The organism is Hymenobacter sp. HD11105 (genome assembly GCF_054051685.1).
In genome coordinates this window covers 1-26148 of the sequence record NZ_JBSWBR010000003.1, presented here as the reverse complement: position 1 = coordinate 26148, position 26148 = coordinate 1, and the positions used below count along the sequence as shown (strand labels likewise).

At 45.6% G+C, this 26148-nt stretch carries 23 protein-coding genes; 12 read left to right on the top strand and 11 right to left on the bottom strand.

Translation table 11 applies throughout. The annotated features are described in order from the left end of the window. Window positions 1-54: 54 nt before the first annotated feature. The 3 genes from ACW9KT_RS10875 (at window position 55) to ACW9KT_RS10865 (ending at window position 2426) form a co-directional block, all read left to right on the top strand. Window positions 55-708, top strand: a complete 654-nt coding sequence (locus ACW9KT_RS10875) for a class I SAM-dependent methyltransferase (RefSeq protein ID WP_457080235.1) — start codon at window positions 55-57, stop codon at window positions 706-708. Window positions 709-813: 105 nt separating this feature from the next. Further along, window positions 814-1512, top strand: coding sequence for a class I SAM-dependent DNA methyltransferase (locus tag ACW9KT_RS10870; protein ID WP_457080233.1), 699 nt, complete (start codon window positions 814-816; stop codon window positions 1510-1512). Window positions 1513-1574: 62 nt separating this feature from the next. Next, window positions 1575-2426: a glycosyltransferase family 2 protein gene (locus tag ACW9KT_RS10865; protein ID WP_457080231.1), complete on the top strand. Its 852-nt coding sequence runs from the start codon at window positions 1575-1577 to the stop codon at window positions 2424-2426. Between the two features lie 28 nt (window positions 2427-2454). Here the strand turns inward: ACW9KT_RS10865 and ACW9KT_RS10860 are convergent, their stop codons facing one another. After that, entirely contained in the window at window positions 2455-3747 is a 1293-nt protein-coding gene (locus tag ACW9KT_RS10860; protein WP_457080229.1) for an ABC transporter ATP-binding protein, read from the bottom strand. A gap of 1124 nt (window positions 3748-4871) precedes the next feature. Between ACW9KT_RS10860 and ACW9KT_RS10855 the strand changes: the two genes are divergently transcribed. Continuing rightward, window positions 4872-5285, top strand: a complete 414-nt coding sequence (locus ACW9KT_RS10855; protein ID WP_457080227.1) for an acyltransferase family protein — start codon at window positions 4872-4874, stop codon at window positions 5283-5285. Window positions 5286-6209: 924 nt separating this feature from the next. Here the strand turns inward: ACW9KT_RS10855 and ACW9KT_RS10850 are convergent. Then, window positions 6210-6662, bottom strand: coding sequence for a hypothetical protein (locus tag ACW9KT_RS10850; RefSeq protein ID WP_457080225.1), 453 nt, complete (start codon window positions 6660-6662; stop codon window positions 6210-6212). A 480-nt stretch (window positions 6663-7142) separates the two neighbouring features. Between ACW9KT_RS10850 and ACW9KT_RS10845 the strand changes: the two genes are divergently transcribed. From ACW9KT_RS10845 to ACW9KT_RS10820, 6 genes are all read left to right on the top strand, one after another. Then, a complete protein-coding gene (locus tag ACW9KT_RS10845; RefSeq protein WP_457080224.1) occupies window positions 7143-8699 on the top strand; it encodes a hypothetical protein in 1557 nt (518 codons plus the stop codon). Between the two features lie 109 nt (window positions 8700-8808). Then, window positions 8809-9864 (top strand): hypothetical protein, encoded by a 1056-nt coding sequence (locus ACW9KT_RS10840; RefSeq protein ID WP_457080222.1) that lies wholly within the window; start codon window positions 8809-8811, stop codon window positions 9862-9864. A gap of 137 nt (window positions 9865-10001) precedes the next feature. Continuing rightward, window positions 10002-10814, top strand: a complete 813-nt coding sequence (locus tag ACW9KT_RS10835; RefSeq protein WP_457080220.1) for a hypothetical protein — start codon at window positions 10002-10004, stop codon at window positions 10812-10814. Window positions 10815-10816: 2 nt separating this feature from the next. After that, window positions 10817-11029 (top strand): hypothetical protein, encoded by a 213-nt coding sequence (locus ACW9KT_RS10830; RefSeq protein WP_457080218.1) that lies wholly within the window; start codon window positions 10817-10819, stop codon window positions 11027-11029. Between the two features lie 206 nt (window positions 11030-11235). After that, window positions 11236-12702 (top strand): T9SS type A sorting domain-containing protein, encoded by a 1467-nt coding sequence (locus tag ACW9KT_RS10825; protein WP_457080216.1) that lies wholly within the window; start codon window positions 11236-11238, stop codon window positions 12700-12702. Between the two features lie 50 nt (window positions 12703-12752). Beyond that, the gene (locus tag ACW9KT_RS10820) at window positions 12753-13454 is read left to right on the top strand and encodes a hypothetical protein (RefSeq protein WP_457080214.1); all 702 of its coding nucleotides are present in this window, start codon (window positions 12753-12755) and stop codon (window positions 13452-13454) included. Window positions 13455-13518: 64 nt separating this feature from the next. On the opposite strand, the gene ACW9KT_RS10815 is transcribed toward ACW9KT_RS10820, so the two are convergent. The 8 genes from ACW9KT_RS10815 to ACW9KT_RS10780 form a co-directional block, all read right to left on the bottom strand. Continuing rightward, window positions 13519-13980, bottom strand: coding sequence for a hypothetical protein (locus ACW9KT_RS10815; RefSeq protein ID WP_457080212.1), 462 nt, complete (start codon window positions 13978-13980; stop codon window positions 13519-13521). Further along, entirely contained in the window at window positions 13961-14251 is a 291-nt protein-coding gene (locus ACW9KT_RS10810; protein ID WP_457080211.1) for a hypothetical protein, read from the bottom strand. The genes ACW9KT_RS10815 and ACW9KT_RS10810 overlap by 20 nt, the downstream gene beginning before the upstream one ends. A 244-nt stretch (window positions 14252-14495) precedes the next feature. Next, on the bottom strand, window positions 14496-14885 hold the full coding sequence (locus tag ACW9KT_RS10805; protein ID WP_457080209.1) for a hypothetical protein: 390 nt from the start codon (window positions 14883-14885) through the stop codon (window positions 14496-14498). 116 nt (window positions 14886-15001) lie between these two features. Then, the gene (locus ACW9KT_RS10800; protein WP_457080207.1) at window positions 15002-15442 is read right to left on the bottom strand and encodes an HNH endonuclease signature motif containing protein; all 441 of its coding nucleotides are present in this window, start codon (window positions 15440-15442) and stop codon (window positions 15002-15004) included. A 485-nt stretch (window positions 15443-15927) separates the two neighbouring features. Then, window positions 15928-17055, bottom strand: coding sequence for an AAA family ATPase (locus tag ACW9KT_RS10795; RefSeq protein WP_457080205.1), 1128 nt, complete (start codon window positions 17053-17055; stop codon window positions 15928-15930). Further along, window positions 17045-17344 (bottom strand): helix-turn-helix domain-containing protein, encoded by a 300-nt coding sequence (locus ACW9KT_RS10790; RefSeq protein WP_457080203.1) that lies wholly within the window; start codon window positions 17342-17344, stop codon window positions 17045-17047. The genes ACW9KT_RS10795 and ACW9KT_RS10790 overlap by 11 nt, the downstream gene beginning before the upstream one ends. Before the next feature lie 98 nt (window positions 17345-17442). Next, window positions 17443-18546 carry a hypothetical protein gene (locus ACW9KT_RS10785; RefSeq protein WP_457080201.1) on the bottom strand — a complete coding sequence of 368 codons (1104 nt, stop codon included), beginning with the start codon at window positions 18544-18546 and terminating at the stop codon, window positions 17443-17445. A 39-nt stretch (window positions 18547-18585) separates the two neighbouring features. Continuing rightward, window positions 18586-19899: a phage integrase SAM-like domain-containing protein gene (locus tag ACW9KT_RS10780; RefSeq protein WP_457080199.1), complete on the bottom strand. Its 1314-nt coding sequence runs from the start codon at window positions 19897-19899 to the stop codon at window positions 18586-18588. 310 nt (window positions 19900-20209) lie between these two features. Here ACW9KT_RS10780 and ACW9KT_RS10775 point away from each other — a divergent pair, with 310 nt between their 5' ends. Continuing rightward, window positions 20210-21628, top strand: coding sequence for a hypothetical protein (locus tag ACW9KT_RS10775; RefSeq protein WP_457080197.1), 1419 nt, complete (start codon window positions 20210-20212; stop codon window positions 21626-21628). Between the two features lie 871 nt (window positions 21629-22499). Further along, the gene (locus tag ACW9KT_RS10770) at window positions 22500-24416 is read left to right on the top strand and encodes a hypothetical protein (RefSeq protein ID WP_457080195.1); all 1917 of its coding nucleotides are present in this window, start codon (window positions 22500-22502) and stop codon (window positions 24414-24416) included. Here ACW9KT_RS10770 and ACW9KT_RS10765 read toward each other — a convergent pair. Continuing rightward, complete coding sequence (locus ACW9KT_RS10765; RefSeq protein ID WP_457080193.1) at window positions 24406-25830, bottom strand: glycoside hydrolase family 2 TIM barrel-domain containing protein; 1425 nt, start codon at window positions 25828-25830, stop codon at window positions 24406-24408. The genes ACW9KT_RS10770 and ACW9KT_RS10765 overlap by 11 nt on opposite strands. Window positions 25831-26148 lie beyond the last annotated feature (318 nt).

Genomic DNA, 26148 nt, shown 5'->3' with positions numbered 1-26148 from the left:
TAAATACAAGCTGCTTATTATTACTTCTATGACATTCTCGGTAAGACGATGAGTATGCAAAAAAATTATTTGGAAATCGTGCGCCACTATGAAGCCTGTCTGCGCCGGCATGGCGATACTCATTTGGGAGTGGATTGGCCTAACGAGAAAGATAGCCATCTGCGTTACCAGGTGATGCTCGATGTAATACGTGAAAATAGTGACGTCCCCATTTCACTACTTGATTTCGGTTGCGGTACCAGTCACTTGTATGAGTATATGCTACGGGGTAGCTATCAACAGGTAGAATACATAGGGCTTGATATTTCGCCGGAATACGTGAAGGTAGCGCAGGCCAAGTACCCGCACATTACTTTTTACTGCCTTGATATATTAGCGGATGAGGCAGCATTGCCGGAGGTGGACTATATCCTAATGAATGGCGTGTTTACGGAAAAACTTGGGTTATCCTTCGAGGAGATGTGGGCCTTTCTGCAGCAAGTGCTAATTAAAACATTCTCTTTCACTAAACGGGGCATAGCCTTCAATGTGATGTCCAAGCAAGTCGACTGGGAGCGAGATGACTTATTTCACTTGCCCGTCGATACATTAGCTGCATTTTTAAAAGAGAAAATCAGCCGCCATTGGGTGCTTCGGCACGAGTATGGGCTTTACGAGTACACAGTTTATGTCTATAAGACTCCACGACCGGCCGTTGCTACTCTGTAGCACTACTTGACTAAGTAGTTTTATACCTTCCTTAGGCTGGGCCCGCTGCAGGCTACACGTGGGTGGGCAAGCATTACACTTTACTTTCTCATTTACACAAGCCACATGTTTACGAAGACAGCCGAATACTATGATGCCCTATATCACTTCAAAGATTACGAAGCCGCCTGCAATGCCCTTCATAGCCTCATCCAGCAGTGTTCTCCGCACGCGAAAAGCTTACTAGATGTGGCTTGTGGAACGGGTAAACATCTAGCATTTCTGCAGCAGCACTATGCCTGCGCGGGGCTAGATCTAAACCCGGAATTGCTCGCGGTGGCTCATAAGCGCTGCCCGATGCTCCCGTTGCACGAAGGCGATATGACCGACTTTCAACTGCCGCACACATTTGATGTGGTGGTTTGCTTGTTCAGTTCGATTGGCTACGTGCAAACCGTGGAAAACCTGCGCAAAGCCGTGGCGTGCTTTACGCGGCACTTAAACCCGGGCGGCTTGTTAGTGATAGAGCCATGGATAACCCCCGAGAAGTATTGGGTCGACCGAATAACGGCTAATTTTGTTGATGAGCCCAACTTGAAAATAGCCTGGATGTATACCAGCCAACTACGTGGCCTTACGTCGGTATTTGACATCAACTACCTAGTGGGTACGGAGGCGGGCGTGAGCAGTTTTACGGAGAGCCACGTAATGGGCTTATGGACCGACGCCGAATACCGGGATGCTATTGAAGCCGTCGGCGTGACAGTTGAGTTCGACTCGAAAGGCTTATTTGGCCGAGGCATGTATTATGGTGTCAAAAGCTGATACCAGGCATTTACTTAGTTAATGCAGCCATGTAAAGTGGTTTATTAGTTTAATAAATGAGTATGGTTGATATCAGCATATGGATTACTACCTATAACCACGAGGAATTTATTGCCGAAGCTATTGAAAGCGTGTTGATGCAGCAGACCACTTTCACTTATGATATAATCATTGGGGAAGACTGTTCGACCGATGGAACGCGGGAGATTGTACTACGCTACCAAAGCCAATACCCCGATAAAATAAAGGTGTTACTGCCTGAAACCAACTTGGGGATGATAACCATGACCAAGGCTTCCTATGCGTTGTGCACAGGGCGTTACATTGCCTGGCTCGATGGGGATGACTACTGGACCGATCCTAGCAAACTGCAGCAGCAAGTTAATTTTCTGGAGGCCAATCCAACGTTCTCGTTTTGCTTTCACAAAGTTTTGTACAAGAGTGATTTACATGGGTTAAAGGGAGAATCAAATGACCCGGTGTATAAAGGAAGTAATAACACGCTCTCCACTGGGGACTTTATTCAAATTGATAATCCGGTAAACGCTGTGTCAGTGGTGCATCGAAACGTGTTAGGAAATGCGTTGCCCGAATGGCTTTTTACGTTGCCTTACCCGGACTGGGGCTTTTACTTAGCTTTGTCGCGGCACGGTGATGCAAAATACCTGAGCCAGCCGATGGGCGTTTATCGCATCCACAAGGGTGGGGCCTATTCGGGGCAAACGGTCAACTTCAACGGCAGTCAAAAAATCAAGTTTTTCACCCTAATTAAAGGCCCCTTTAAGAAAGAGTTTGGTGCGTCAATCGACAGCGTGATTCGCTATCACCGTAACCAGTTGTTCCGGAGCAATCTAAAACAGCTTCGATTGCAGGAAGCGGTCAAACATGGAGTCCGGCTGCTATTTAACTCCTGAGGGGTCGTGCTGATGGATGAGGCAGCAATCAGAGCGATAACGTAGGTATTGTATCAGTTTGGGTCAGGCGGAAGGGCAGTAGGGGTCGGACAACGCCCCACCACTTGCCGTACCACTGTGTGCCGGTGCGGTAGTCTTCTAGGTCGAAGCTAAGACACTGTTCGTAGTCGTATAGATTCGTAGTGGTATCTTTTAGAACGTAGAGAGAAATATAAAATGATCCGTCGTTGAGAAAGTTGCCGGGGATGGTGCACTCACCGCTCACCACGCCTTGCTGGCACAGAATAGGAAGCGAGGCTACGTCAAAAACGCACTCGCCGTTATAGGAAAATAGAGTAAGGTGAGTATTAATATGGATACCTTCAGTGAAGTTCCAGAACTGAAATTTAATGGTGAGCGGAGTTCGAATGTCGAGCGGAGCATCGGGCTGAGCGAGTTGAGGGATTAGCTCTACTTCCTTGAACCTGATCTTGTCGTTGCCAGGCGCCTCGGCTGGGCTGGTCCAGCTGCGCTTGGGATTTAGTTGTTGATTGTCGGTTAAATAGGTATTTACTACGGCCGCGACTTCACCCATAGCTTTTACTTGGCCTTGATGCAGCCACAGGCCTTTGTCGCACAAGCTGTTGACAGCCTGCATATTGTGGCTAACAAACAGGATGGAACGGCCTTGCGTATGAGACACTTCTCCCATTTTACCCAGACATTTTTTTTGAAAATCTGCGTCGCCTACCGCCAATACTTCATCGATGATAAGAATGTCTGGCTCTAAATGAGCCGCCACGGCGAAAGCTAGGCGCACATACATGCCACTGCTGTAACGCTTCACGGGGGTATCGATATAGCGCTCTACACCCGAGAAATCGACAATCTCATCAAACTTGCTGCGGATTTCGGCTTTAGTCATCCCTAGGATGGCTCCATTAAGAAAGATATTTTCGCGGCCCGTCAGTTCCGGGTGAAAGCCGGTGCCCACTTCCAACAAAGAGGCAATACGGCCTTTTACCTTAACGCGGCCAATGGTAGGTGCCGTCACTTTGGAGAGAATCTTCAACAAGGTGGATTTGCCGGCTCCGTTGCGGCCGATAATGCCCAACACCTCCCCCTGGTTTACCTCGAAGTTTACATCTTTCAACGACCACACGTAATCACTATTGCCTTTAGTGGTACGGTCGTTAACTTCTCCGATTCTGGCAAATGGATCTTCTTTACCCCGTATGCGAGCCCACCAACGATTAAGATCATGACTAAGCGTTCCGGTGCCTATTTCGCCCAAGCGGTACAACTTACCTAAGTCCTCTACTTTTATGGCTAAATCACTCATTGACAGCAAAAAACCTTAGCTGGAAGCGAATTTGCTCACAGTCCTATTAATACAGTATCGGTAAAGATCTCCTATATTTTGTTGAAGATGATTGTTTCAATTAGCAGCACGGGTACTTACCCCAATAGCAGACCTTGCATGCTTCTATGTACCAGCTTCACACACAGGTGGTGAGTTCTGCAGCAGCCTCCCTTCCTTCATGGCCTGTGGCTGAACGCTGAACGCATAACAACTAAAAAGTCCAGCATGGCCGGGACTTTTTAAGCCTTACATTATCTCTCTTCGGTTTACATCCCAGTCTACGGGCGAGTCTGGCTATAAACTACTTCATCCGTTAGTTGTCTGTTGGCCGGCTGAACTGAGGGCCGGCGCATCCTTTCCCCAAGCAAGTAGATGCTGACCGGCAGCAAAGGGAGGCCCGCGAAGAAAACTTCTAAATTAGTTGTGCCCCTCATATCTGCAATCAGCAGAGCCATCACCCAAACTAAGCTTGTGAACCATAGTACGACTAGATTAAAGGGGGTACTAGCGTTGGGCATAAGGAGAACTATTAGCGGCCGAGCATTAATATAGTTTAAAATTCATATCCTTTCACATTTTGTTTTCCTGCGCTATGATGCGTTGATGAATTCGAGCCATAGAAGTTAAGGTGAGTGTGCCCGTAAGCTAAGCATAGCCGGCTGCTATCATTATATGGCTTAAACAGTCTGACCTACTGCTATATAGTTTACGCGCCATCTAAAACAAGAGCCCATCAGGTTTCTTCCTTATAGCAAGGTAGAGATATACTCTAATCGCGTAATTAGTACGCAGTGACATCAACTGGTAATGAGCTTCGCAAGGTGAGGGTAGCGCTTTAAATCCCGTTTCTCGCTCATATATATAGTTTCAATAGCATCAAAATCCCCGTCGGAAGAGGAGGCTTTATTTATATAGATCCATCGCTACAGACAGACTTACTTGTTCGGATAGTAGCTTTGCATCCTTTATATGCACCTATTAGCCTTTTAATGCCTTCTAATTCCGTAACAGATCCTCTTCCTAATGAGAGTAGGGCGCAAGCAGTTATACAGGCAGCAGCCCCAAAAAAAGAAATTCAGTACAATCTAGAAGCACTATGAGGGGTGGCGGCCCTAATTGTAGTGTGGAGCCACGCCTTTGGATTTCCAAAGTTTCTGGATCCTAATTATGCTGTAACAGGCGCCTTTTCGTTTGAGCCTCCTGCCCGTATTAGTGTCTTTTTGTTTTTTGTACTGTCGGGTTATGTAATCGGCATATCCAACAAGCAAGCACTTACGAAGGAAACAATTGGTAAATACATCAAGAAGCGATTCTTACGTATTTATCCGATCTATTTTCTGAGTATGCTATTCGCCATACTGATAGCCAAAGCTTATCCCATAAGCACGATGTGGGGCAACATGACCCTTACGCAGGTGCTCTTAACTCCGGTTATTTGGGAGAACAATCCCAGCTGGTCACTGCATTATGAAATTCTCTATTATCTGCTGTTTATTCCCTCTCATTTTTTAATATAAAACCTGTCTTAGCCGCTGTGTGCGCCCTAGCTGTGGGGGTCGTCAATAACCTGCTGTTCCCTGAGCATACACTCCTTAGCTCCTATAGCTTTGGCCTCACACTATGGCTGGCTGGCTTGGCCTTAGCACGACACACAACAAATTTGTCCCTGACAAAGACGAAGTATCATGTACTGATAGGCTTCATCTTTATTTTCATTGGTCTGAGAAATTTCAATATTCTAAACACGCTCTTATTGAAAACAACCCGGTTTATGGTGGGTACGCGATTGGAATATGGCGCGGTACGGGGCTATGATGCTATGGTCAACTTTTCCGACTTCTCCTACCTGCCTTACTTCATCCTCTTTCTCTTAGTATTTACGGATAAAGACTTTCCATACAAAAACAAAATAATGGCGCTGCTACTGCTGCTGTCAGCACTTACGTTTGTCTACCTTTTCAAGAATATCTATTCCATGAATCAGAACGAATATATTTTCTCGTCTCTTGCCTACCTCGTGGGAATGGCTCTTATTTATATAAGCCCTGGTATTGTGGAGAGAGCATCAGCACGCCTAATTAGACTGTTAATCAAGGTGGGGGCACTATCGTATGGGCTTTACATCATCCACCTGCCAATAAATTGTGGTGTTACACAAAGTCGAATACTTTTCAGGGAGTCTATGGACGTTTAGTGTACGGTTCGCCGCGTGCATTACGTTAGCCTTAGCCGCCGCCTTTGTTCTCGAGAAAGAAATACAGCCCAAGCTAGTGTCACTATTCAACAGAACAAGCAACTCCAATTAGGACGTGTGGCTCTTATATGACAGAAAAGCCGGCCCGACCTTGTGAACCATTATCTATAAGAAAGCCCCGCATCCTATCTCTGAATGTGGGGCTTTCAACTAAGTGACGGCAGGTTATTGCATTACTAAAGAGGAGCTATTTACGTCCCTGCTTTTTACCATAGCCTTCCTTCGTCTGTTCTTTCAAGGTTAATGTAATAGCGCCATTAGGTTCGGTTATAGCCACCGTATTATAGGTGCGTCCGAGTGATTCACCATGGGTATTTTCGGTAAAAGTAGAATTGAAGGTTACCCGTTGCGCCGGGCGAGAAGCAGCAGGAACGGTGCCCCGCCATACGATGGTTGCTTTGCCCGAAGGAGTAGCAACCAACTTCTCCCGAGTCATCGTGACACAATCAGTGCTAGCCAAGGCCGGCACACCAAGCAAAGTATTCGGGAGGCATTGGGTAGTTTCCCCTTTTAGCACAAAGGCACCATTACCCCGTTGTGGAGCACCACCATATGTATTTTGAGCCCAGGCGACACTGCCACTAAGGGAAAGACCGGAAACGAAAAGGAAGACGGACAGTCTTTGAACAAAGGTTTTCATAGCGATGATGGAAAAGTGAAATTGTTTACAGGATTAATAGTAGACAATTAGCATACCAGAACCCACTACGCTTATTGTTTCCTTATTCCTACCATGGATCTAACCTAAAAGGGAGGTTACAGCGCGGCCATTGCTTGACCCGGTTAAGGGTGTGCGCTTGCGGCGTAGTTTTTTTTATGGCCGAACGGGGACCTGCTCCTGCTGCTTTTGCTTTAAGCGATTCTGCAGCCGGATAAATGGCGCTTCAAGGTATCTAGTCTAATTGAGTGCCGGGGCCATTCACTCTATTGTACCTAGTTAGCTTCCCAAGCTGAGGGTCGCGAGTTCGAACCTCGTTTCTCGCTCATTCATTATCAGCCACTTAGCCGCAATGCTTAGTGGCTGATTTGTTTTTGGTTTACACGTTGGTTTACACTAGCTTACCCTGACACTACTTTACTAGTAATGTTCAGTCTTTGGATGTAGAACAATTAATTAATCTTGAAGAATTTCGTTGCAATGGACTTAGAACAAAAGCGTAACGAAAAATATAGACAGATTGCCGATTATGACCAAACTGTAGTACCTATCTATCTAGTTATAGAGGATACAAATTGGGAAAGGATTAAACTTCATACATGCGCCTACGAGTGTCAACAAACAGCGCGAACAATTAGGCAAGAATGGCAAGACAACGCCAAGCAAAGGGCAGGGCGGCTTATTGAGCGATACGGAGAGAATTTCCTATCGCGTCGCTTACGCGAAGGGTGCCACGCAGGTGCAGACATAGATGCTCTCACCTCCCGTTATGGAGGCGAGGAGTTGTTAAGGCGAGCAAGAATTTTCCAACGCACTAGACCAATTCATTTAGTATTTGGTATTAAGAGAGCCAAAGAATTACTTAATGAGAGTCAAGAGGAGGCAAAGGTTGCTTGGCTGACTAAGCACGAGAAAGGCAAATCTCAAACTAACAATCTGCGCCAATATTTAGCAGAGAGGCTTAAGTCTATAGCTAGTATCCTTGGCAGCGATACAAACTTTGTCACGGTAACTCAGAATAAAAATGTATTAAATCTGTATCCACGCCCATTAGGTAATCTGTTAGGTGGTATTGACTATTTCCAGCATTGTTGGAGTGAATTTCATAAAGCTGAAATCGGGGCAGGATTGGAGACGGTAGACCCTTTTTTCAAAAGCCCTGATTGGCAAAGCACTATTGGGTTCAATGCTTACAAGCGAACAAATGAATATTATCTAAGTATTTTACGTAAGTGTGCCGACGTAAATGAAGGTTTTCTTTATGAATTTCTTGATGAAGTCAAGCAACATTTTGTAGAGGGTGAAAAAGATTTATTACAACCATTAAAATTTATAGCAAGATTGGAAAAGGCTTTACAAGAAGTTGACTCCGTTACTAAATCACAGCTAAGTGCACGAGCTATTGAAACCATTAATAGTTGGCTTCATTCGCGAAAATCGAAAGAGAATAAAGTTTTAAGCTGGCATGAGTTCCCAGAGACACGCGAGGTATTAACTGAAGCTGACCGAGGAGCTTTAATGAAACGGTTAAAGGGAGCAGAGCTTTGGATAAATATAGCTAGCAGAGACAAAAATGCAGAAGCAGTAAAGAAGGGCGAAGAAGGTTTAGAACTAATCAAACGTAGATTGTCAGAGCTTGACAAAGCCCTTGAAGGCAGTTTAGCGAACTCATCTCATTCAGATACAATAACTACTGATTCAATAAATGAAATATTGGCGCCATACTTAATAAATTATACATACCTCGATTTATGTAAGTTATTAAAGCAACTAGGCCTTCTAGATGAAACATGTAGATCCACTGCTGTAGCTAGCCCAGGCACATGGGTAGGAGTAATATATGCTCTCTACGAAGCTAAGCAACCACGCCTGCGTGGCAGTAAAGCAGCTATTCACCGTGCCTTTCTGCAAACTTTTAATGCTCAAGTCAGTGAGCGAGCGATACAAAAGGGATTAGGAAAAATAGGAAGCGAGGCTGAACAGGTACGAGACCGTACGTTGAGAATACTAAATGAGTAGTTTTATATAATGCGTATTAGTGCAGACTGATGCGGCCGCAAGGACGCGCATCGTTTCTGTAGTCCCTTTGGATCAATGCTACCGCTAACATACCCGGAGCACTGATCATATGAATGGTTTGCAAATTGACCTTGTAAAGGATAACACACATTTATCAGCCGCTTTAGTAGGACTCATATTGATTATGTTCCACGGTTTGGTAAAGGGAGTCACGAGTGAAATAGGCAAACAGCTTGGTACACTAATCTGGAACTTTATAATCAACACTAATAGTAAGATAATTAATAGCTTTAAAGAGATGAACGAGAATACAGAAGTTTTGCTAACTCAGGAGGAGATTAAATCTATTTTAACGGCTGCTACTGATCCGCGCCTAAGCATACCCAACCTGTTTCTTTTTTCCTCCTCTCCACGTGCTCATACTGATATCTACAAAATTTCTCCTATAAAAGGATTAATCTTTATAAAAGGAAATCACCATACAGGCTACGAACATATTTATGCTCGACATGGCTATTGGTCAAATCAAGTTTATTGGAAAAACTTAGATAATCAGAGTGAAGAAAACACAATACGTCGAGGAAACCCAAGCAAGTTCTCACCTAAAACCGTTCCTATAATCGACTTTTGTGATATTGCTGATTCTATTTATTCTCCAGAAAATCTCGATTTAAAGACTAATACCAGACCAAACGAATTCGAAAAATATAACGGCGAACATATTAATGGGCATGGAGAAAGCGCCATATATAATATGCTTGTGTATAGAAATACACTTATCGTACATACTTTATTTCCTCAATCATCTAGAAACAATAAAAAAATAGATGACAAATTTTTATTTGTTCGAGGACATGCATGGTCTGAAACTCACTTACAATCAGATATTACTGAAGTAATTATACCTTATAAAAATATAAAAAAACTTATCCAATATTCTATAGTAATTCGTTTAAACCCGGTAAGTAAGGTTGTAGATACTTTAATCTGTATTCATGATGAGCACGAACAGCGAACAGAATCAATGCTGGTTGGTTCAAGACCTTACACCGAGAACGACAACGATATAACTGATGACCACTTGAGATGGCTGAATCAAGCAGACCTGAGGCATTTAGAGCAGTTTATAAAGAATACAGAAAGAGGTGTTTATAAACGAGCTTAGTAACTAGATGGAAATTAATTATTTCCTTCAATTGGTCTAGAGCTGGAAATTAGTATTATATATAATCTTTACCCAAAAAACTCGCCAGAAACACTTTCTATGAATGTCCTATAAAATAAGGCCAATCATTTTATAAAATGCATGCTAACGCTTTTTGCAAAAAAACTTATCCTTACAATTTGCTGGCTCATTCCATGTTATCAACCCATGTTTTAGAACATATAAAATCATATTCTGTAATTATAAATTGTTATTCTGAGGTGAGATTCATCGATACGATGAATGAATTCTTGGGAAATATGGAGTTTGATACACTTGCTCACGAATTGTCACTTGCGCCTGCACCCTATGATTTCAAATGGAAGGAAGTAGAGTGGCTGTCATACTACTCTGATGGGTTTGCAGTGCTCATACAATTAAGATATGAAGCAGATACAGCTTGGGGGCCTATTTGCCTTATGAGAGATATTGTGCTGATAGATGGGTCTCTCATTGCAAATCATATTTCTTTAACAATTCCTGATGATTTACAGGGAAAAGGCATCTCAAAAGCTATAAACCGTATATTGTACAAACAATATCGTCTAGGTGGGGTTAAAATAATCAGGCTTAATGCAACTCTTACCGCAGGAGGGTACGTTTGGGCACTAGCTGGCTTTTGTGCTACCGACAGAAAGGAAGTTCAAACAATACTAGATTGTGCTCGTAAAAAAGCCGAGCAAAATATAGCTAACGGCTCGGACTCTATTCTGATCCCGGCTTTGTGTGATTTGTTACAAAAACGTATTGATTTCCATTACGCCATTACTCCGGACAAGCATCTCCCAATGGGAATATTCTCAAGTCTAGATTGTGGTGAAGAGATTTTAAAGGGCACTGAATGGTCGGGAGAAATTGACCTTGCGGATTTGTCTCAATACAGTATATTTGAAGAACACTTAAATAAGTGATTATGAAAACCACTGAGCACATTCACCCAAACATGATTGCGGAGTTTGCTCACAGTCCCGAATTTGCGCTCAAAATGAAGGCTTTTAATTACTTGGATTGCCGTCATTTAGGTATGAGCGCTACTGAGTCGCAAGCACTCTATTCTGTCAGCGAAGGATTCGCCAATAGATATGAAGCTGAATGGACCCGCGTACGTGGCCATGTCTATCATTAGGCATAGCTTCATTAACCATCACTCATATAAAAGCCTAGTTTAACGACTAGGCTTTTTGCATTTATAAGCATTAGGCCCTTGAACTACGCAAGCATGGAGGAGACCTGTAGATGCAAATTACACTTGACTTGTTTAATTATATATAGTATAGGATACTTAATATTTTTACTCGTACTTGCTCACTAATTATTACTATAATTTCGAGCATGATACAAAACTACTTATGGTTATTACAGCTCACATTATCCATTCTGTTACTCACACTAGTGCCTGTGGCTCATGCCCAAACATTGACCAATCGGGGAGTGATCACAGTGGAGAATGGAGCCACATTATTTGTTGAGGGAATCTTTCTAAATACTGCTGAAGGCTCCCTCATAAATGATGGTACTGTGCAGCTCACCGGCGACTTTACTAATAACGACCTTAAAAACGTCAAAGGCGTCGGCTTATGGCGCTTCAGCGGCTCGCAGAAGCAGACATTAACGTCTCCTGCAGGAACCGTTTTGACAAACCTCATAGTGGACAATAGTGGGGCTACTGACAACAATCAGTTATCTGTGCCGGCGGACTTAACTATTGCTGAACTGTTGACTCTCAACAAAGGATTAGTACGTACCAATGCTACATCTAGTATTACTCTCCTGAATGCAGCTGCAGTCTCCGGTGAGGATGCGGGTCGGTATGTTCAGGGAAACTTACGCATCCTGCGTACCAATGTAGCTGGTGTGATGAATTTTGGAAACGGCTTAGTGCTGGACGGAACAGGGCAGAATCTTGGGAGTGTCAGCGTAACTCGTACTGCAGGGCTTAAAACACTAGATGTAAGCTATGGAGCAAACGTAGGTGCTTCTACGAAAGGCATTGACTGTATATGGACTGTAGTAACTACTAGCCAGCCAACCTCCCCTATACCCGTAACACTTACATGGCTGGCGGATAATAACAACGGACTACAGGACTTTACACAGGCTAGTATGTGGCAACGCGCTACTGTCAATGATTCTTGGATGAAAGTGGGGGAACCCGTCAATGCCGTTACTCGCAGCCTAACAAAGAGTATAGCTATTCTCAATTCCTTTACCGTCAGCAATGCCGGCAATCCATTGCCAGTCCAACTATCACACTTCTCAGCCGAGCATCTGAATGATGACGCGCTGCTTAAATGGGGCACCGCTTCGGAAGTGCGAAGCGCCTACTTTACAGTCGAAGCCAGCACCGACGGCATTATATTTCAGAAAATAGGTAAAGTCGCTAGTCAAGGTACTTCGTCTATTCCACATGAGTATCAATTACGTGACCCTGCTGTCTCCCGATATGGCGTGAGTCTCATCTATTACCGACTGCGCCAAGTTGATACTGATGGCATCGAGTCCTTCTCTCCCGTGCGGACAGTACGACTCGCCTCCTTAGCAAAGTTAGAAGCGAGTGCATGGCCTATACCCTTTACTACACGGGGCCTCACGCTTAAAGTGCAAGCCGTCCATGCAGGGCCAGCTAACGTTTTACTCCATGATGCGCTTGGTCGGACACTAGTTAATCATTCCCTTACTTTAGTGTCAGGCACGAACTCTCTAGTCTTACCTGAATTGGGAAAGCTAGCTGCCGGAGTTTATAACTTAAGTATTGTACAGGGTGGCTCACAGACCCGTTTAAAAGTAATACGTGAGTAAGGGTTTTATTTGAGCTTCAACGACACTATTGGCTATACACTTTCCCTCTCATGAAATCACTCTGTACTCTACTTGCGTGTGCTATTCTACCCTTCTATGCTTCTGCTCAATCTGTCGGAATAGGTACGACTACACCTGATCCATCGGCAGTGCTGGATGTTAGCAGCACTAATAAAGGTCTATTACTACCTCGAATGACTGATGTGCAGATGCGCAGCATTGCTAGTCCACAGGAAGGATTGTTAGTTTTCAATACAACTACCAAGCAGTTTTATGGGTACCTGGGGGCTCCTAGCACCGCGGTCATAGAGCAAAGATTTGCCAGCCAAAATGGTGCTTATACGTCTTTACCAGTTGGACAAAGCTTTACGGCTACCCAGTCCGGTCGGCTTGAGTCAATCACAATCTTTTCTAGGGCCGCAGACCAAAGAATGCAAAGCTCTGTAACAATGGAAGTGCGTGACGGAGATGGTTTGGGGGGTACTGTGCTCGCAACTACAACGCAAAATTTTATCTTTAATGAAGACGCTATCCCCGAAACATTCCAGCCTCAAACCTATACATTCTCTCAGACCGCCTCTTTAATCGCCGGCCAGATATATACGTTTAACGTGACAAATAGTACTATAGGAATATGGACTGCCTATGGGAGTGGCTATTCAGGGGGACAAGCATACGGGCCTCCCTCAGGCAGCGATTTAAAATTTAAAGTAGTTGCCAATGTACCGTTAGGCTGGGTGCCACTTAACTAGCTTTTATAAAAAAGATAAAGCTATAACCATCCAGTTAGGGCTTTTCCTGCTCACGTAAGTACAATCAATTAGCTTGGGTTGACGCAGTAGCTGTTCGTTGGCTAACTAGCCAAAGCTCAAGCAGGCGATCTACCGGAATCACTTCTTCCCCGTCCTCTGCGTCAATAGTCATGGTTTGGGCGTACCCATTAATTGCCACTACTCGCCCCAGATGGGTAGCTAACTCGCTATAGTGCTGCTGCCCTGCTGGCTCGTTTTCGTCCTGCCACTGATACAGCTCGGTATATAGTAATACACTACCGACCGTTAGCCATTGCCACACACTTACCGGCTCGCAGACGGTGTAGGTAGCGTGCCCTAGCTCGGTCAACTCAGCACGCAACCGGAAAACCCGGCAGCCTCGGCGCGCTTCGTCGTCTGTGAGAGGCAAGACAGGACACGCCGCCAACGGGGCCAAGTAGCGGCGGTCGTCGTGTTGCAGAGTAGGCGTGGACGCCAGCGCGGAATTAATTAGTGCGGTTTGCATGAGTCGGGATATAAGGGTGAAAGTTGGGATGCTGGGCTATGCTTTGAAGTAGGGCAGACTCGGCTAAGCGGTAGGCACAAGGAATCTTACGCCCGCTAGGAGAATGAAAGGACAGCGTTTGGCTAGTGAGTCGATAGGAGATGAAGAAGTAGCGCTGGCCGGTGTCGGAAACAAAGCACTCGGGCGTAATGCGCTCCACCAGTGGCAGCGACTTGGCCACAAGCTCCTGGATCAATGAGGCGAAAACCTCCGCAGCGGTTGGTATGTGCATGGCGATAGGATGAGGGTTGATGATTGAGTTGGGCTCTTAACATTCGTCTTGCTTTACAGCCTTATGTGCGCTGCCCGCTTGCGCTTCTGCCGGTGGATCAGCAGCCATTAATAGGTTTCAAAAATGAATATCAGCCGGCCGGGTGGGGGCTAATTTGGAGGCACCGGGGTTTTTAGAATCGCTTTTCCTTTTAGGTCAATGCGCTGAGAATAGGGTACTTGGTCATTCATTACACCTACAGACCCTAGTAACGTTGAGGCCATCTACCTCTCGGAATCAGTTTGCGGCAAGCCTCCCGCATGTCCCGTTGCAAGTGGTTGACCAGGCTTAAGCCATTCACCGTAAGGACAAGTTGCTTGGCTGCTCGTCGTCGTAGGGGCAACCGCTGCAGATAGCCAGCAGCTTCTAGCTTCCGCACATACTCTCGCAATAGGGAATTGCTCAACCAGCCCGTGGCTAAGTGTGCGGTCGTCGGGTTACCGCTGTCATGCCGGACGAGCTGTATAGTAAGCAAGAGAAGCAAAGCCGCTGGAGGCAGCTTGTATTCCCGCTGGAGCTTACGTAAAGCAGCCGGGGCAACGATGCTGTAGAGCATGGGGTGGGGATCGGAATAGTGGTTCTTGTCGTATGCCATAAAAATGAGGGTATGGCTGCGTAGTGCAGCATTTTGAGAGGAAGGAATGAGGCTTAAACAGGTAAAATCAGCTACTAGCTAGACAGCCCGGCAAGGGAGTGAGAGCTGGGTTTTGGCTAGTAGTCTCTCATATGCTGACAGAATTTTCGCAGCATTTCGTGAGGCGAGTCCCTCCAGAAAGGAAGCCAGTATTGCCCTTGGCGTGTGCGCTTCAGCGCATAGGCGTGGCGGACGTTTTCCCGGTTGGTACACCATTCTAGATTGCTCACCCGGTTATTGTGCTTGTTGCCATCCTTATGGTTGACGTGGTTTTTACCGGGTACCGGGTACAAGAATCGTTGGGCTACCAGCCGATGAACCCGCACTCGCCATTCTCGGCCTGTATCAGTGTATAGGTCTACCTGTTGGTAGCCTTTGGGATGTAGACTAAGCTGCATCAGGAAAGGCTTGCCCACAGTGGAAAGGACAGCTCCGGCCCGACTTATATAATAGCGCCGTGCGCCATCGATCTGGAAATAAAGATTGCCGTCGAAGTAAATAGTGGTTTTCTGCTGCATAGTTGAAAGCAAGGGAGGGCCGGGGCACCCATTTTGGAGGGTGCCCGGTGGGGTGATGTTGACTGTTCAGGGTGCCGTTTAGGGCTGTGAGGAAGGAGAAGCGCGGACGTACTGCCGCGCTCCGCTTGCCGCCTTCGCTCTGCTGCGGCTGAGGTGAGCTATGCGCTTATCAGGACTCTTCTCGGTGTGAAAGCACCACACATCAGCAACGACCGGCCAATGCTCCTTTCAGTCCGCTTAGCCGACGACTCACTTTTAAAAGCTGAGGGTGGGAGAGCAGAAGAAAAAAAGAGCAGTCACCCCGAAGCGGACCGAAGGGAGCACTCGGGAAGGCTCAGCGCCTAGCGTCAAGGTTTGCTGACTGCCGCGCCATGTGGGCAACGTGGCAACGACTAATAGAGTATTTGCCAGTTGCCTATAAGTACAAAGACGTGGGCACATTGTGGCAGCAGGTGGAGGGCCTATAAGGGATTGCCAGCTTGCCACTATCTAACCGGAACCAACTGGTACACAGTTTTCGTGCCTTGCTTCGCGGTTTCCAGGCGCAAAAACTGGCCTTTTCCATTAGGAAACGTGGTGCCTACGACGGCCTTTAGTCGGCCGCGTATCGTGCGCTCGCCAGCCTGCAACGTTTCGCAGAGTGCGGCCACTACCTGCTGTTGGGGGGCTGGCTGGGAAAGGGCCGCCAGTAGGGCAGCGGGTAGTTGGTCGGGGGTAGCAACCTTCTGGCGGGCGGCGCGGGCTTCACTTACCTGTGCAAGGGTGGCGGGGGTAAACTGCTGGGTGAGCTCATCGTAGCGGGCATGAAACGTCAGGCCGGGCTTACCGTGACGGCGCTTGACGTAGCGCAACTCCAGCACGTCTGTGGCCGTGTTGCCCGCCGCTTTGATGTAGCCGATCTGTAGGGCCGTGCCGCCTTTGTTGGTAATCTCAGTGCCCAGGTGGCCCCTTGCTTTGGCCGTGCCGGGGTTTTCGTGAATGACGCAGATAAATGTGACATCGTAGGTATTAATGCTCTCATTCAGCATATCCACGAATTGCAAGCTGTCCCGCGAGTCGTTGAAATCCTCAATGCAATCCGTGATAATGTCGATAATTACCACGAGGTGCATTCCCTGAGCTTCTGCCCGAACGTGCTCTAAATAGGCAGTCAGAGCCTCAAAGCGTTCTGCTCTATTAGTGATACCAATGAGCGACGTATGCCACAAATTAGCGGGGATTTGCTCACGCCGGTAGCCGGCCCACAGTTTGAGCCGTTGAATAGCGGCAGGGTATTCACTGCTTAGGTTGCGCTCGGTGTCTATGTACACAATGCCGTAGCGGCCGGGGGCGCGAGTGAATCCTAGGGCTTCGCATACGGCATCTGGACCGGCCAAAATTACAGCAGCCATTAGAGCCACAATCCGGCTTTTATGGGAGCCATTCTGCCCCTGTATGATGCTAACGGTTCGCGCAAATAGAATAGCTTGTCCGTATTGCAGGAGGAAGGGAGGCTCCTCAATATTTTCTTCCGTAGCGCGCTGTTTAATGCGCTCCTGCGCGGCCAGTAGTATTTTAAGTAGTACCGGCCGGGTATTGAGGACGGGCGTTTGCGGTAGGCGCTTACCGGCCATTGCGTACCTCCTTTCCCGTGGTAATCTTCCGACTGCCAGCATTCAGCCACTCAATCAGCTCGGCTCGGTCGAAGGTGAGCCGGTTGCCCCGCTTTTTGTGCGGAATAGAGCGCTCCGAAACGAGGGCGTAGATACGAGGCTTGCTGAGGCGCAAAACCTCTTGGGCCAGCTCTATTCCGCCAATTGTAGGCAAGTTCGCTTGCGGGCCGCTGAGCTGCTGTAGCAGTTCTGCTTGCTTCGCTTCAATTCGGCGAAGCCAATCTTCTAAACGTTCAAATGGGTTTTGCATTATACCGCGCTGTTTTACAGTAGGCGGTGTTACCTACTTATTTACTAGCGACGTGACAAAGCAAGCCTTACCTGTTACCTTATACCGGTTCGAACTAGTTAGTTAATTTCACTAGTGATACTCTTTACATCCGTGTCAGCCTCCGCTTTCTGGTTATCAGTTAGATATTGTGATATGTATTCTATATCCCTGATAAGAGAAGCTACCCCTCGCTTTGTTTTTAAAATTTCTTTCTTGCTCCCCCATCTTGGTAGTAAAGTTCTAGTTATGTATTTGCCTGCATTGCGGGTTGTTATGCCGAAAGATTCCGCTACAGTTTGGGCGTCTGCCTCATACTGTATATCTCTAATTCTGTCACGATACAAATAGAGAAGAACAATGCGCCGCCGATGCTTTGCATTACTCATTTCTGGGTCGCTTTCGGGGCTGTTATTGGATGTACCGCTATTGGACGCAGGTACTGCAAGCATACCGCTGGAAGAATCTAATCCTAGCGTCTGCATGGCCTGTTGAGTTGTTATTTCATAGTCTAGTTGCGGAATCTCAGCGGCTTGCGGTGCCTTACGGAAACTTTCCTTATTGCCTATAATACCCGCCAGAGATTCGGCCTCAGTCTCAAGCATGTGGTATTTACTTTCTACTTCCTGCCATACTTCATGTATAGTTTCCCAAGCAGATTCATGCCCAACTGAGATTTCAGGATCTAGCTCTGGGATGCTCTCTAAGCAATCGAAGTCTTCCAAAATTCTAACCAATAACTCCACTCTATCTTGGGGGAATAAAGTGGAATCGATCTCGTCGGCAAGATCATCCAAAAACTTGTGTTGCAAGGTTCTTAGTTTTCTATCGAGCGCCTGTCTTTGAGCGCGTGTTTTTGGATATGGCCTCACCTCCTTTACCAGTGGCACCGGAAAAGAAAGGGTATAATTCAGCCCGCTATGATTAAATGCTTGAACTCCATTCCAAAAGGCGACTGCTGGGAACTCGCTGCCTTCTGTTGTATAGCCTGTGCCTTTGATAGTCCATCTTAGTTCATATATATCCTCGTTGTGAGACAACGCTACTTCACTGACTTCAGGAATAGTAGCGCGTATCCGATTACATTCGTCCTCTATTTGCTCACTCGTCAAATCCACAACACTGCTTATTTCTTCTCGCTCGCCAATGGCTATTTCTATCTGTTCGATAAAGATTTTGAGCAAAGGATGGAGTGTAGTGAGCATAGGGCAGGAGCTATTTAGTTACAGTAAGTTTTCAAAAGCGGAATCTAACACGTCTGACGCGAAGCTATCCAAGTACACGGCGGTAACGGCTTCCGACTTGTGCCCCATTGCTTGGCTAATGAGGGCAGTATTAGTGCCTTTGAGCTTAAGCGTAGTGGCAAAGGAGTGCCGGGCAACGTACGTAGTGAGGGGAGTAGCGATACCAGCCTGTTCTCCCATAACTTTCAATGCCTTATTCACCCAGCCTAGTACGTTGTGCAGTCGTACTATTCGTTTAGCTGGTGTGGTATGCTTAGCAACATCAAGGAAGGGAAAGATATAACTATCGGGCGTGGTACGCGTGATAGGGGAGTAGCTGGCTACGATGGCGGCGGCAGGTGCTAGTAATTTCAAGGAAAACTTGCCGCCCGTTTTTTGCCGCTCATACTCTATCCGGTCTGGATTACCCGTCTTAGGGTCAGCTCCGCTCACGTCTCGCCACCGCAACTGAGCTAAGTCAACAAAGTTGATACCGCCGGCATAGAAAGAGAATAGAAACGCATCCTTAGCTAGCCGCTGCCGGTTGATAGTGGGCTGTAACTGCTCCAGCTTTCGCAGTTCTTCCCTTGGCAGTGCCCGCTTTTTCGTACTTAAATCAAACTTGCTGACACTGTATTTATGCTGCTCTGCCCGATTCCGCGCAAAGGGATAGAACTCAGCCTTAGCTAAGCCCGTGGCAATAGCTTTATTAAAGACAGCGCGTAGGGTGCGGAACCTCACAGAAAGAGAAGTGTCTTCAGTGCCCCTGGCTCGCATGAATTGTTCCCAGTCATAACAGAAGGCTACGGTGACTTGTGAGAAGGGAATATCGGAGGTATCTGGCTGCTCTTGCTCCAAGAAATGAGCGAGTTGACTACGGGCATCCCGGTATACCCGAGCGTTGCCCAACTGACTGGCCGCTGTCTGTTGGGCAATGAGCTCGTCACAGTAGGCCAATAGCTTTACTCGGCGGGTAGCCCGACGGGTCTGGCTGACTTTACTCAGAACTGTTTCGGCGTCGTGCTGCTCGTCGGCCGAGGCAAGGTCTTCGGCTGCCTGCTCATAGGTAGCCGCTTTGGCTTCCAGCTTTCGCCAGAGCGCTTTGGCGTCGCCGGGGTAATTGCGGCGAATTTCTTTTTTCTCGAAGTTATAATACCTTGGCTGCAAGCTTAGGCCCGTGGAGCGGTAAAGCTGCTTTCTGTTCTTTGTAATCCGAATCAAAAACGGGTGGGAGCCATCGGCGAGTACTTTGCCCGTGAAGTAGATAATCTTGACGGTGGCACTCCCTTCTTTGTGGTCGGTGGTTTTACTCATGATTCGTATGAACCAACTGCGGTTCATACAGCGGTTCATACAAGTATAGTAAAAAGCCGTGTATTGCTGATAACTAACAATAGCGTGAATCTTCAAAAAGCCCCTTTTTGCCCACTTCTGATAAGAAACGATAGTGGCTGTATGCAGTCCTATGCTTGCCTTCTAAGCAGTAGGTCAGGAGTTCGAATCTCTTACGGGGTACTTAAATAGAAAACCCGTCGAGGTAAGACACCTCGACGGGTTTTCTATTTAAAGCCTTTTACATTTTTCGGTCTTTGCTAACTAGTTTTAGGCACTGGCCTAATCAGCTATGGAATGGCATACAACAAGATTGATGAATAAACGACTATCACCATGGGCCTGGCGGGCCTGTATCCTTATAGGAGTACTACCTTTTTGGGCACTATGCTATTATACACAACCATTCCACGATGATTACGCGAATGGTGTACGGGTTCAGGAAATGGGTATATGGGGAGCACAAAACCATCTTTACGCTCACTGGACAGGTCGGTTTTTTACTTCACTTCTATTAACTGCTGGCAATCCGCTGAGCTATGGCTGGGTGGGCGGTGTTGCTTGGGTTATGTTGCTCCTTTTTGGTCTTAAGCTTCTCACTCTGACGCTCTTCTTTCGCACACTTACTGCTGATAAGTTAACATGGCGTTCAGCTTCATGGATGGCGGCGGGCATCTTACTAGTGTACGCTAGTATGGTGCCTAGCACTTATTCGTCTTTTTACTACTTCACGGATGGGGTTGTGTATCAAGTGCCAGCTCTGCTGTTAATACTATCCCCTGTTGCAACCGTACGTGCACAGTTTTCGGCTAATGCAACTAGTCGTTATATCTGGTGGGTAGTATCCATCGTAGCAACCATAGCCGCTGCTGGTTCTAATGAATTGACTATTGTGTTACTTAGTTGGATTCTGCTAGTAGCTAGCGGATTAAGTATCTATCATAAAAAGTGGTTGGCATTACGCTACTGGATAGTTGTAAGTGCCGTAATGCTTGTAGCCTCAACAATTGCTATTGCTGCACCGGGTAATTATTATCGCGTGAAAATAGATAGTGACCCATTCCCTGGAATAGTGCCGCTAATAATTCGTACTAGTAATGTATTACAAGATCTATTATTTGCCCCTAATGCTATACTCGTTTTGAGTGTACCCCTAGTTTTTGCTCCCTGGGCAACACGCTTTTTGCCTACACGCCCTACTGCGTTGAGTCTTCCCTTAGCTGGTGGTGCGGCAATAGTAATAGGTGGCTTGTGGCTTGGAACTATGCTATATCAATCTGTATGGAACGATCCTATGCCTATAAGAGCTAATAACGTGCTTTTTTGGTGGTGGCTAATAAGCTGGATAGTGGCCTGCTGGGCTGCTGGGCCTGTTAACCCAGTTGCAAGCCAATCACCATCTTTTGCTATCCGGATGGTAATTATCGTGGTATTAGCACTAATAGTTAGTCGGGTGAGTTTGCGGGCCTGGCGGGAACTACTTACCGCTGCCCCACAGTATGCTAGTCAGTGGGAGGAGCGATATCAAGATTATCGCGTGCTGAATCAGCAACCCGGCAGGCGTGCAATCGTTACTCCGTTGAAGGGTATTAACTCACGTGGAGTATTGCTGCACGGGATAGACTACAAAATAGATTCTAAACACCCATACAACGCTCAAGCAGCTAAGTGGTTTGGCTTAGCCGAGATTCGTCGCTCTGACGCGCAGTAGTTGATGTAATAGTTCATGAGCGTTGTGTTTTATAATTTATACACTTATCAAAAGCTACTTTATTGTTCTTAGTTTAGGTTTAGAAATAATATCTTATACGGTGTAATTGTATGAAAAATAGATATTTAGGTTTAAAATTTATGCTTACTTAAGCGGTGCTCGATAAAATACAACTGACTGAATAAGCTGAATAGCTGTGTGTTTGGAGCTAATTGATACGTGTACAATAACTATAGATAAACACTTGCAAAGCTAGATTCCCTTCTAATAAAAAATTTATATAAGTAGGGCCAAATATAGTTTCATTACATCTAAAGAACCGAAGGAGCAACTCTGAGTTTTCTAAGGTATAGCATGTGTAGGTTGATAGTAGCTCAGCACTAGGCGCGGCTGAGGGATGACAGTAGATTTTTCAGTTTAGATTCTATCTGTTTAATTATTTACATGAAAAGTAAACCTAAGCCAACCGGATAGAGTGGCGCAGTGCATAATAATTGGAACAATCAGATCTTCTCAATCCACTCTTAATTATGCTTATAAGCGGGCTAAGTGAATTGCCTCTGTTCTATGTTTCTTAAAATACAATCGGTTACGGTTATTTGAATGACTCTAGTAACGACCAGTACAAGGTTGCCTTAAGAGCAACTTTATACTGGTTTATTTATAATATTTGAGAAGCATTGGTAAGTTATAAATTATTGTGTTTAAACAGTAGTATCATATTATTCATGTTCCATTGTTGCTAAATCCAAAATGTAATTTTCACTTTGTAAAATTCTTTAATAATTATAAAAATAGTCGATAAATATTTACATTTTTATATAATAACAAGAATATACCTTTACGCATCCACTTAATCTAATAAAAAGAGATGCGTAGTAAGATTATACTATTTCAACTTTTATTATCCCTGATTGCTTCCTCTTCATGGGCACGCACGTATTTTGTTAATGCAAACGGAAACGATGCAGCAAGTGGATCATCCGTGTCAACAGCTTGGCGCACAATAGACCGGGTAAATGCTGAGCGGTACTATCCTGGTGACCGAATACTGTTTGCCGGAGGTCAAACATTTTCAGGGGGCATTTGGCTACGTGCCAATAGCCAAGGGACAGCTGCTAAGCCTATCGTTATTAGCTCCTTTGGTAAGGGAAGTGCTGTAATAGAGAGTGGCACGTCTCCTGGTTTTTACGGTCATAATATGGCTGGTATTGAATTGCGCCGCCTGACTTTCATTGGTTCTGGTCGACTCAGTAATAAAGATTCAGGTATTATCTTTTATATCGATTCTGTTGATACTCATTTAAATCATCTGCGCCTTGACAGCTTAGACGTAAGTGGTTATAAGGTATCTGGAATATCAATTGGTAGCTGGAAGGGTAAAAGCGGCTACACCGATGTACGCATTACTAACTGTGATGCGCACGCTAATGGTGAGGCTGGCATTACTTCTTACTCTGAAGCCCTACGTGCGCACAGTAACTGGTATATAGGAGATTGTCGTGCCTATGACAACTCGGGTCGTACTGACGTTACAACTACTCACACCGGTAATGGTATCATACTCGGCGGTATAGATGGAGCACTAGTGGAGCATTGTGAAGCATATAATAATGGGTGGCTAAATAGCAATCGGAGCGGAGGGCCTGTTGGCATATGGGGATATTGCTGCAATAACTTGGTAATTCAGGAATGCGAGTCCCACCATAATCGCACAGGTACATCACATGATGGGGGAGGCTTTGATTTGGATGGCGGCTGTACCAACTCCGTATTACAGTACAATTATTCACACGACAATGACGGTCCTGGTTATCTATTAGCCCAGTACCCTGGTGCGCCACCACTTACTGACGTAACTATTCGTTACAATATCAGTGAAAACGATGGCCGTCGTTATAACCAAGGTGCTATTCTTTTGTGGTCATCGGGAGCCAACGGGGGTATTCAACGCGCTGCCATATACAACAATACAGTTTATTTGACTCCTCCTGCTGACGGTTCACGTCCTAGTGCTGTACACGTTAGTAGTGGTGGAATTGGCGCTATTGCTTTTAATAACAATGTGTTGCATACTACAGGTGGCTTAGCGGTCTTAAAAGTGGAAGCCAGTGGAGCCAGTGGAGTACAGTTTAAGGGTAACTGTTACTGGAGTGGTCCTGAACAGCTCGGTCTAGACTGGGCTGGTGTCCGATATACAACCTTAGATGCTTGGCGCGTCGCAACCGGACAAGAACGGATAAATGGAAAAGCATACGGCATTAATGCTGATCCACAACTTGAAACAGCAAGCCTAAATCCTTCGTCAGCGCCACGAGCACTTAATAGTGTGATGGCTTTGGGTTACACCCTTAAATCTTCATCTAGCTTATTGGGAGCAGGCCTTGATCTGCTTGGTGAATTTGGTCAGGCACCTGGTCCAAGAGATTTCTATGGCAATCCTACACCACAACCTGGATTAAAAGGCAACATTGGAGCCTCAGAAAACAAGCACCTTGTCCTAGCCAGTCGCACCACCTTGGCTAGTGTTTCGCGACAATGGTGCACTGCCTACCCGACATTAAGTTCTGATAAAGTATACGTTCAATTTGATCGGCTAGTTGGTGCGAATACACTGATAAAATTAAAGTTGTACGATCTGCAGGGGCGTTTGCACCGCAGCCAAACTAGCTCTTATAAGGCGGCAGAACTTGCTTTTTCCGTAGCAGGTTTACCAGTAGGGCGCTATTTGCTTCGAGTGGAAAGTGGAGATCTCCGCTCAACTCAGCCCGTAATCATTACTGAGTAAGAAGCTTAATTCCTTTTTTTGGTTCAGCCCCAGCGTAGAAAGGAATATTGCCAGTAGCTACATTACCATGCCCGTCAAAGACGCGCACGTACAAACGGTAGGCTCCGGGCAATTGAGGTGTTCGTATAGAAACTTTAAGCCCTTTCTGTCTATGTACAGAAAGGGCTTCTTGGCTATTTCTAATTAATGAATCAACACCCACTATATCTTTTCCATCTTCTAACCTTATTTCCCAAGTAGTGGTGAGAGTGTCATTCTCGGGATCAAAGGCAGTAGCTACAGCAGGGTATTCAGTATTTAGCTGCAAACGCACGCTATCCGTATCATACTTTCCATTCAATTGTACAAAACTTAAATAAGGGACTCGATTTATAGGATATTCTCCCCTCCAAGCCTTATAAAGTTCATCTACGAAAGCAGTCTTCTCACCTGTAGCTTCAAACATACTGAACCAGGTGGGTGTAATTTCGAACTTATGTCCCCAATAAAAAGCGTAAGCCCCAAGACATCTTGATGTATCGGTCAGCACAGAACGTTTATACAATTCAGTGGCAAATTCAGCCTTAGCACTACTTGTCTGTTCTAATGGGGCATTCCAAGGGGTTTGCTGTGTTTCCCAATATCCTTTGCCTCCAAATTCAGTGACAATATAAGGCCCATTCCAACCTCTGGCCCGTACCCAACTAGGTAGGACACCTAAATCTTTATAAGCATTTACGCCCAATATATCGACGCTAGGTGCAAACTTAACTAAGGCTGATACCATGCCTAAATAGGGCAGCGTACTGGTAGCTACAGGATGATAAGGATCAAGCTCATGGATCATTTGTGCAATTTCCTCTACTGCCTTATAGATGCTTGGGTCTGCGTCCAACTGATCTAATTCGTTACCTATATTCCACATTAGCAAGGCAGGATGGTAGCGATATTGTAATACCTGCATACGTAAGCGTTGAAGCTGTTGGGCTCGCGCTTTCCGATTATGATAACTAAATCCTTGTCGCTCGGTAGGAAGCCATAATCCTAACATTACAGTGAGTCCCTGCTGATGAGCGGCATCCAGCAATGGGCCAGCATAATCGGTACTCCAGAGTCTAACCGAATTACCCCCTGCATCTTTAAGCCGGTCGTAGTATTGTAGACCTCCCGCTCCTCGTATATGAAATACTTTTCCTTCTCTCACGAGGCGAAAGCCGGAGGGAGTAGTTTCAACATGTACAGGTATTACCTGCGATGCTTGGTATGAAGAAGCTGTGATTGCAGGTTGCCTGTTGTCAGCAGTATCGCATCCACTTACAATTACTAGACATAATAAAATTATTAGATATAAAAAATATTTAATACTTGTATTTGGCATTGTTAAGTACTTGAAAGCTCTTTGAATGTCTTTATCTCTATAGAATTTAATGAACATTGTAAATAGCGTAAGGTAGATAGAACAAACACACAATGTGCTTTTCACGTGCAATATTGGCTAGTTAACTGCAACATATATTACTTAATAAAGAAATTAATTTGCTTTACCTATTTTTGCCGAACCTTTCGATGCTTTAAAACTGTATAAAAGCATCAGTTTTAAGGCCATGAGGTAAATCGAATGCATAATTCTTTAGTAGAAGAAACTATACTGATTGACGATAAAAGCACCCACTTACATTCTCAAGTTACTTACCGGTTAGCAAAAGGGGTAAAAACCATGCGTGTTCTGGTGGTATTTGGGATGCTATATATG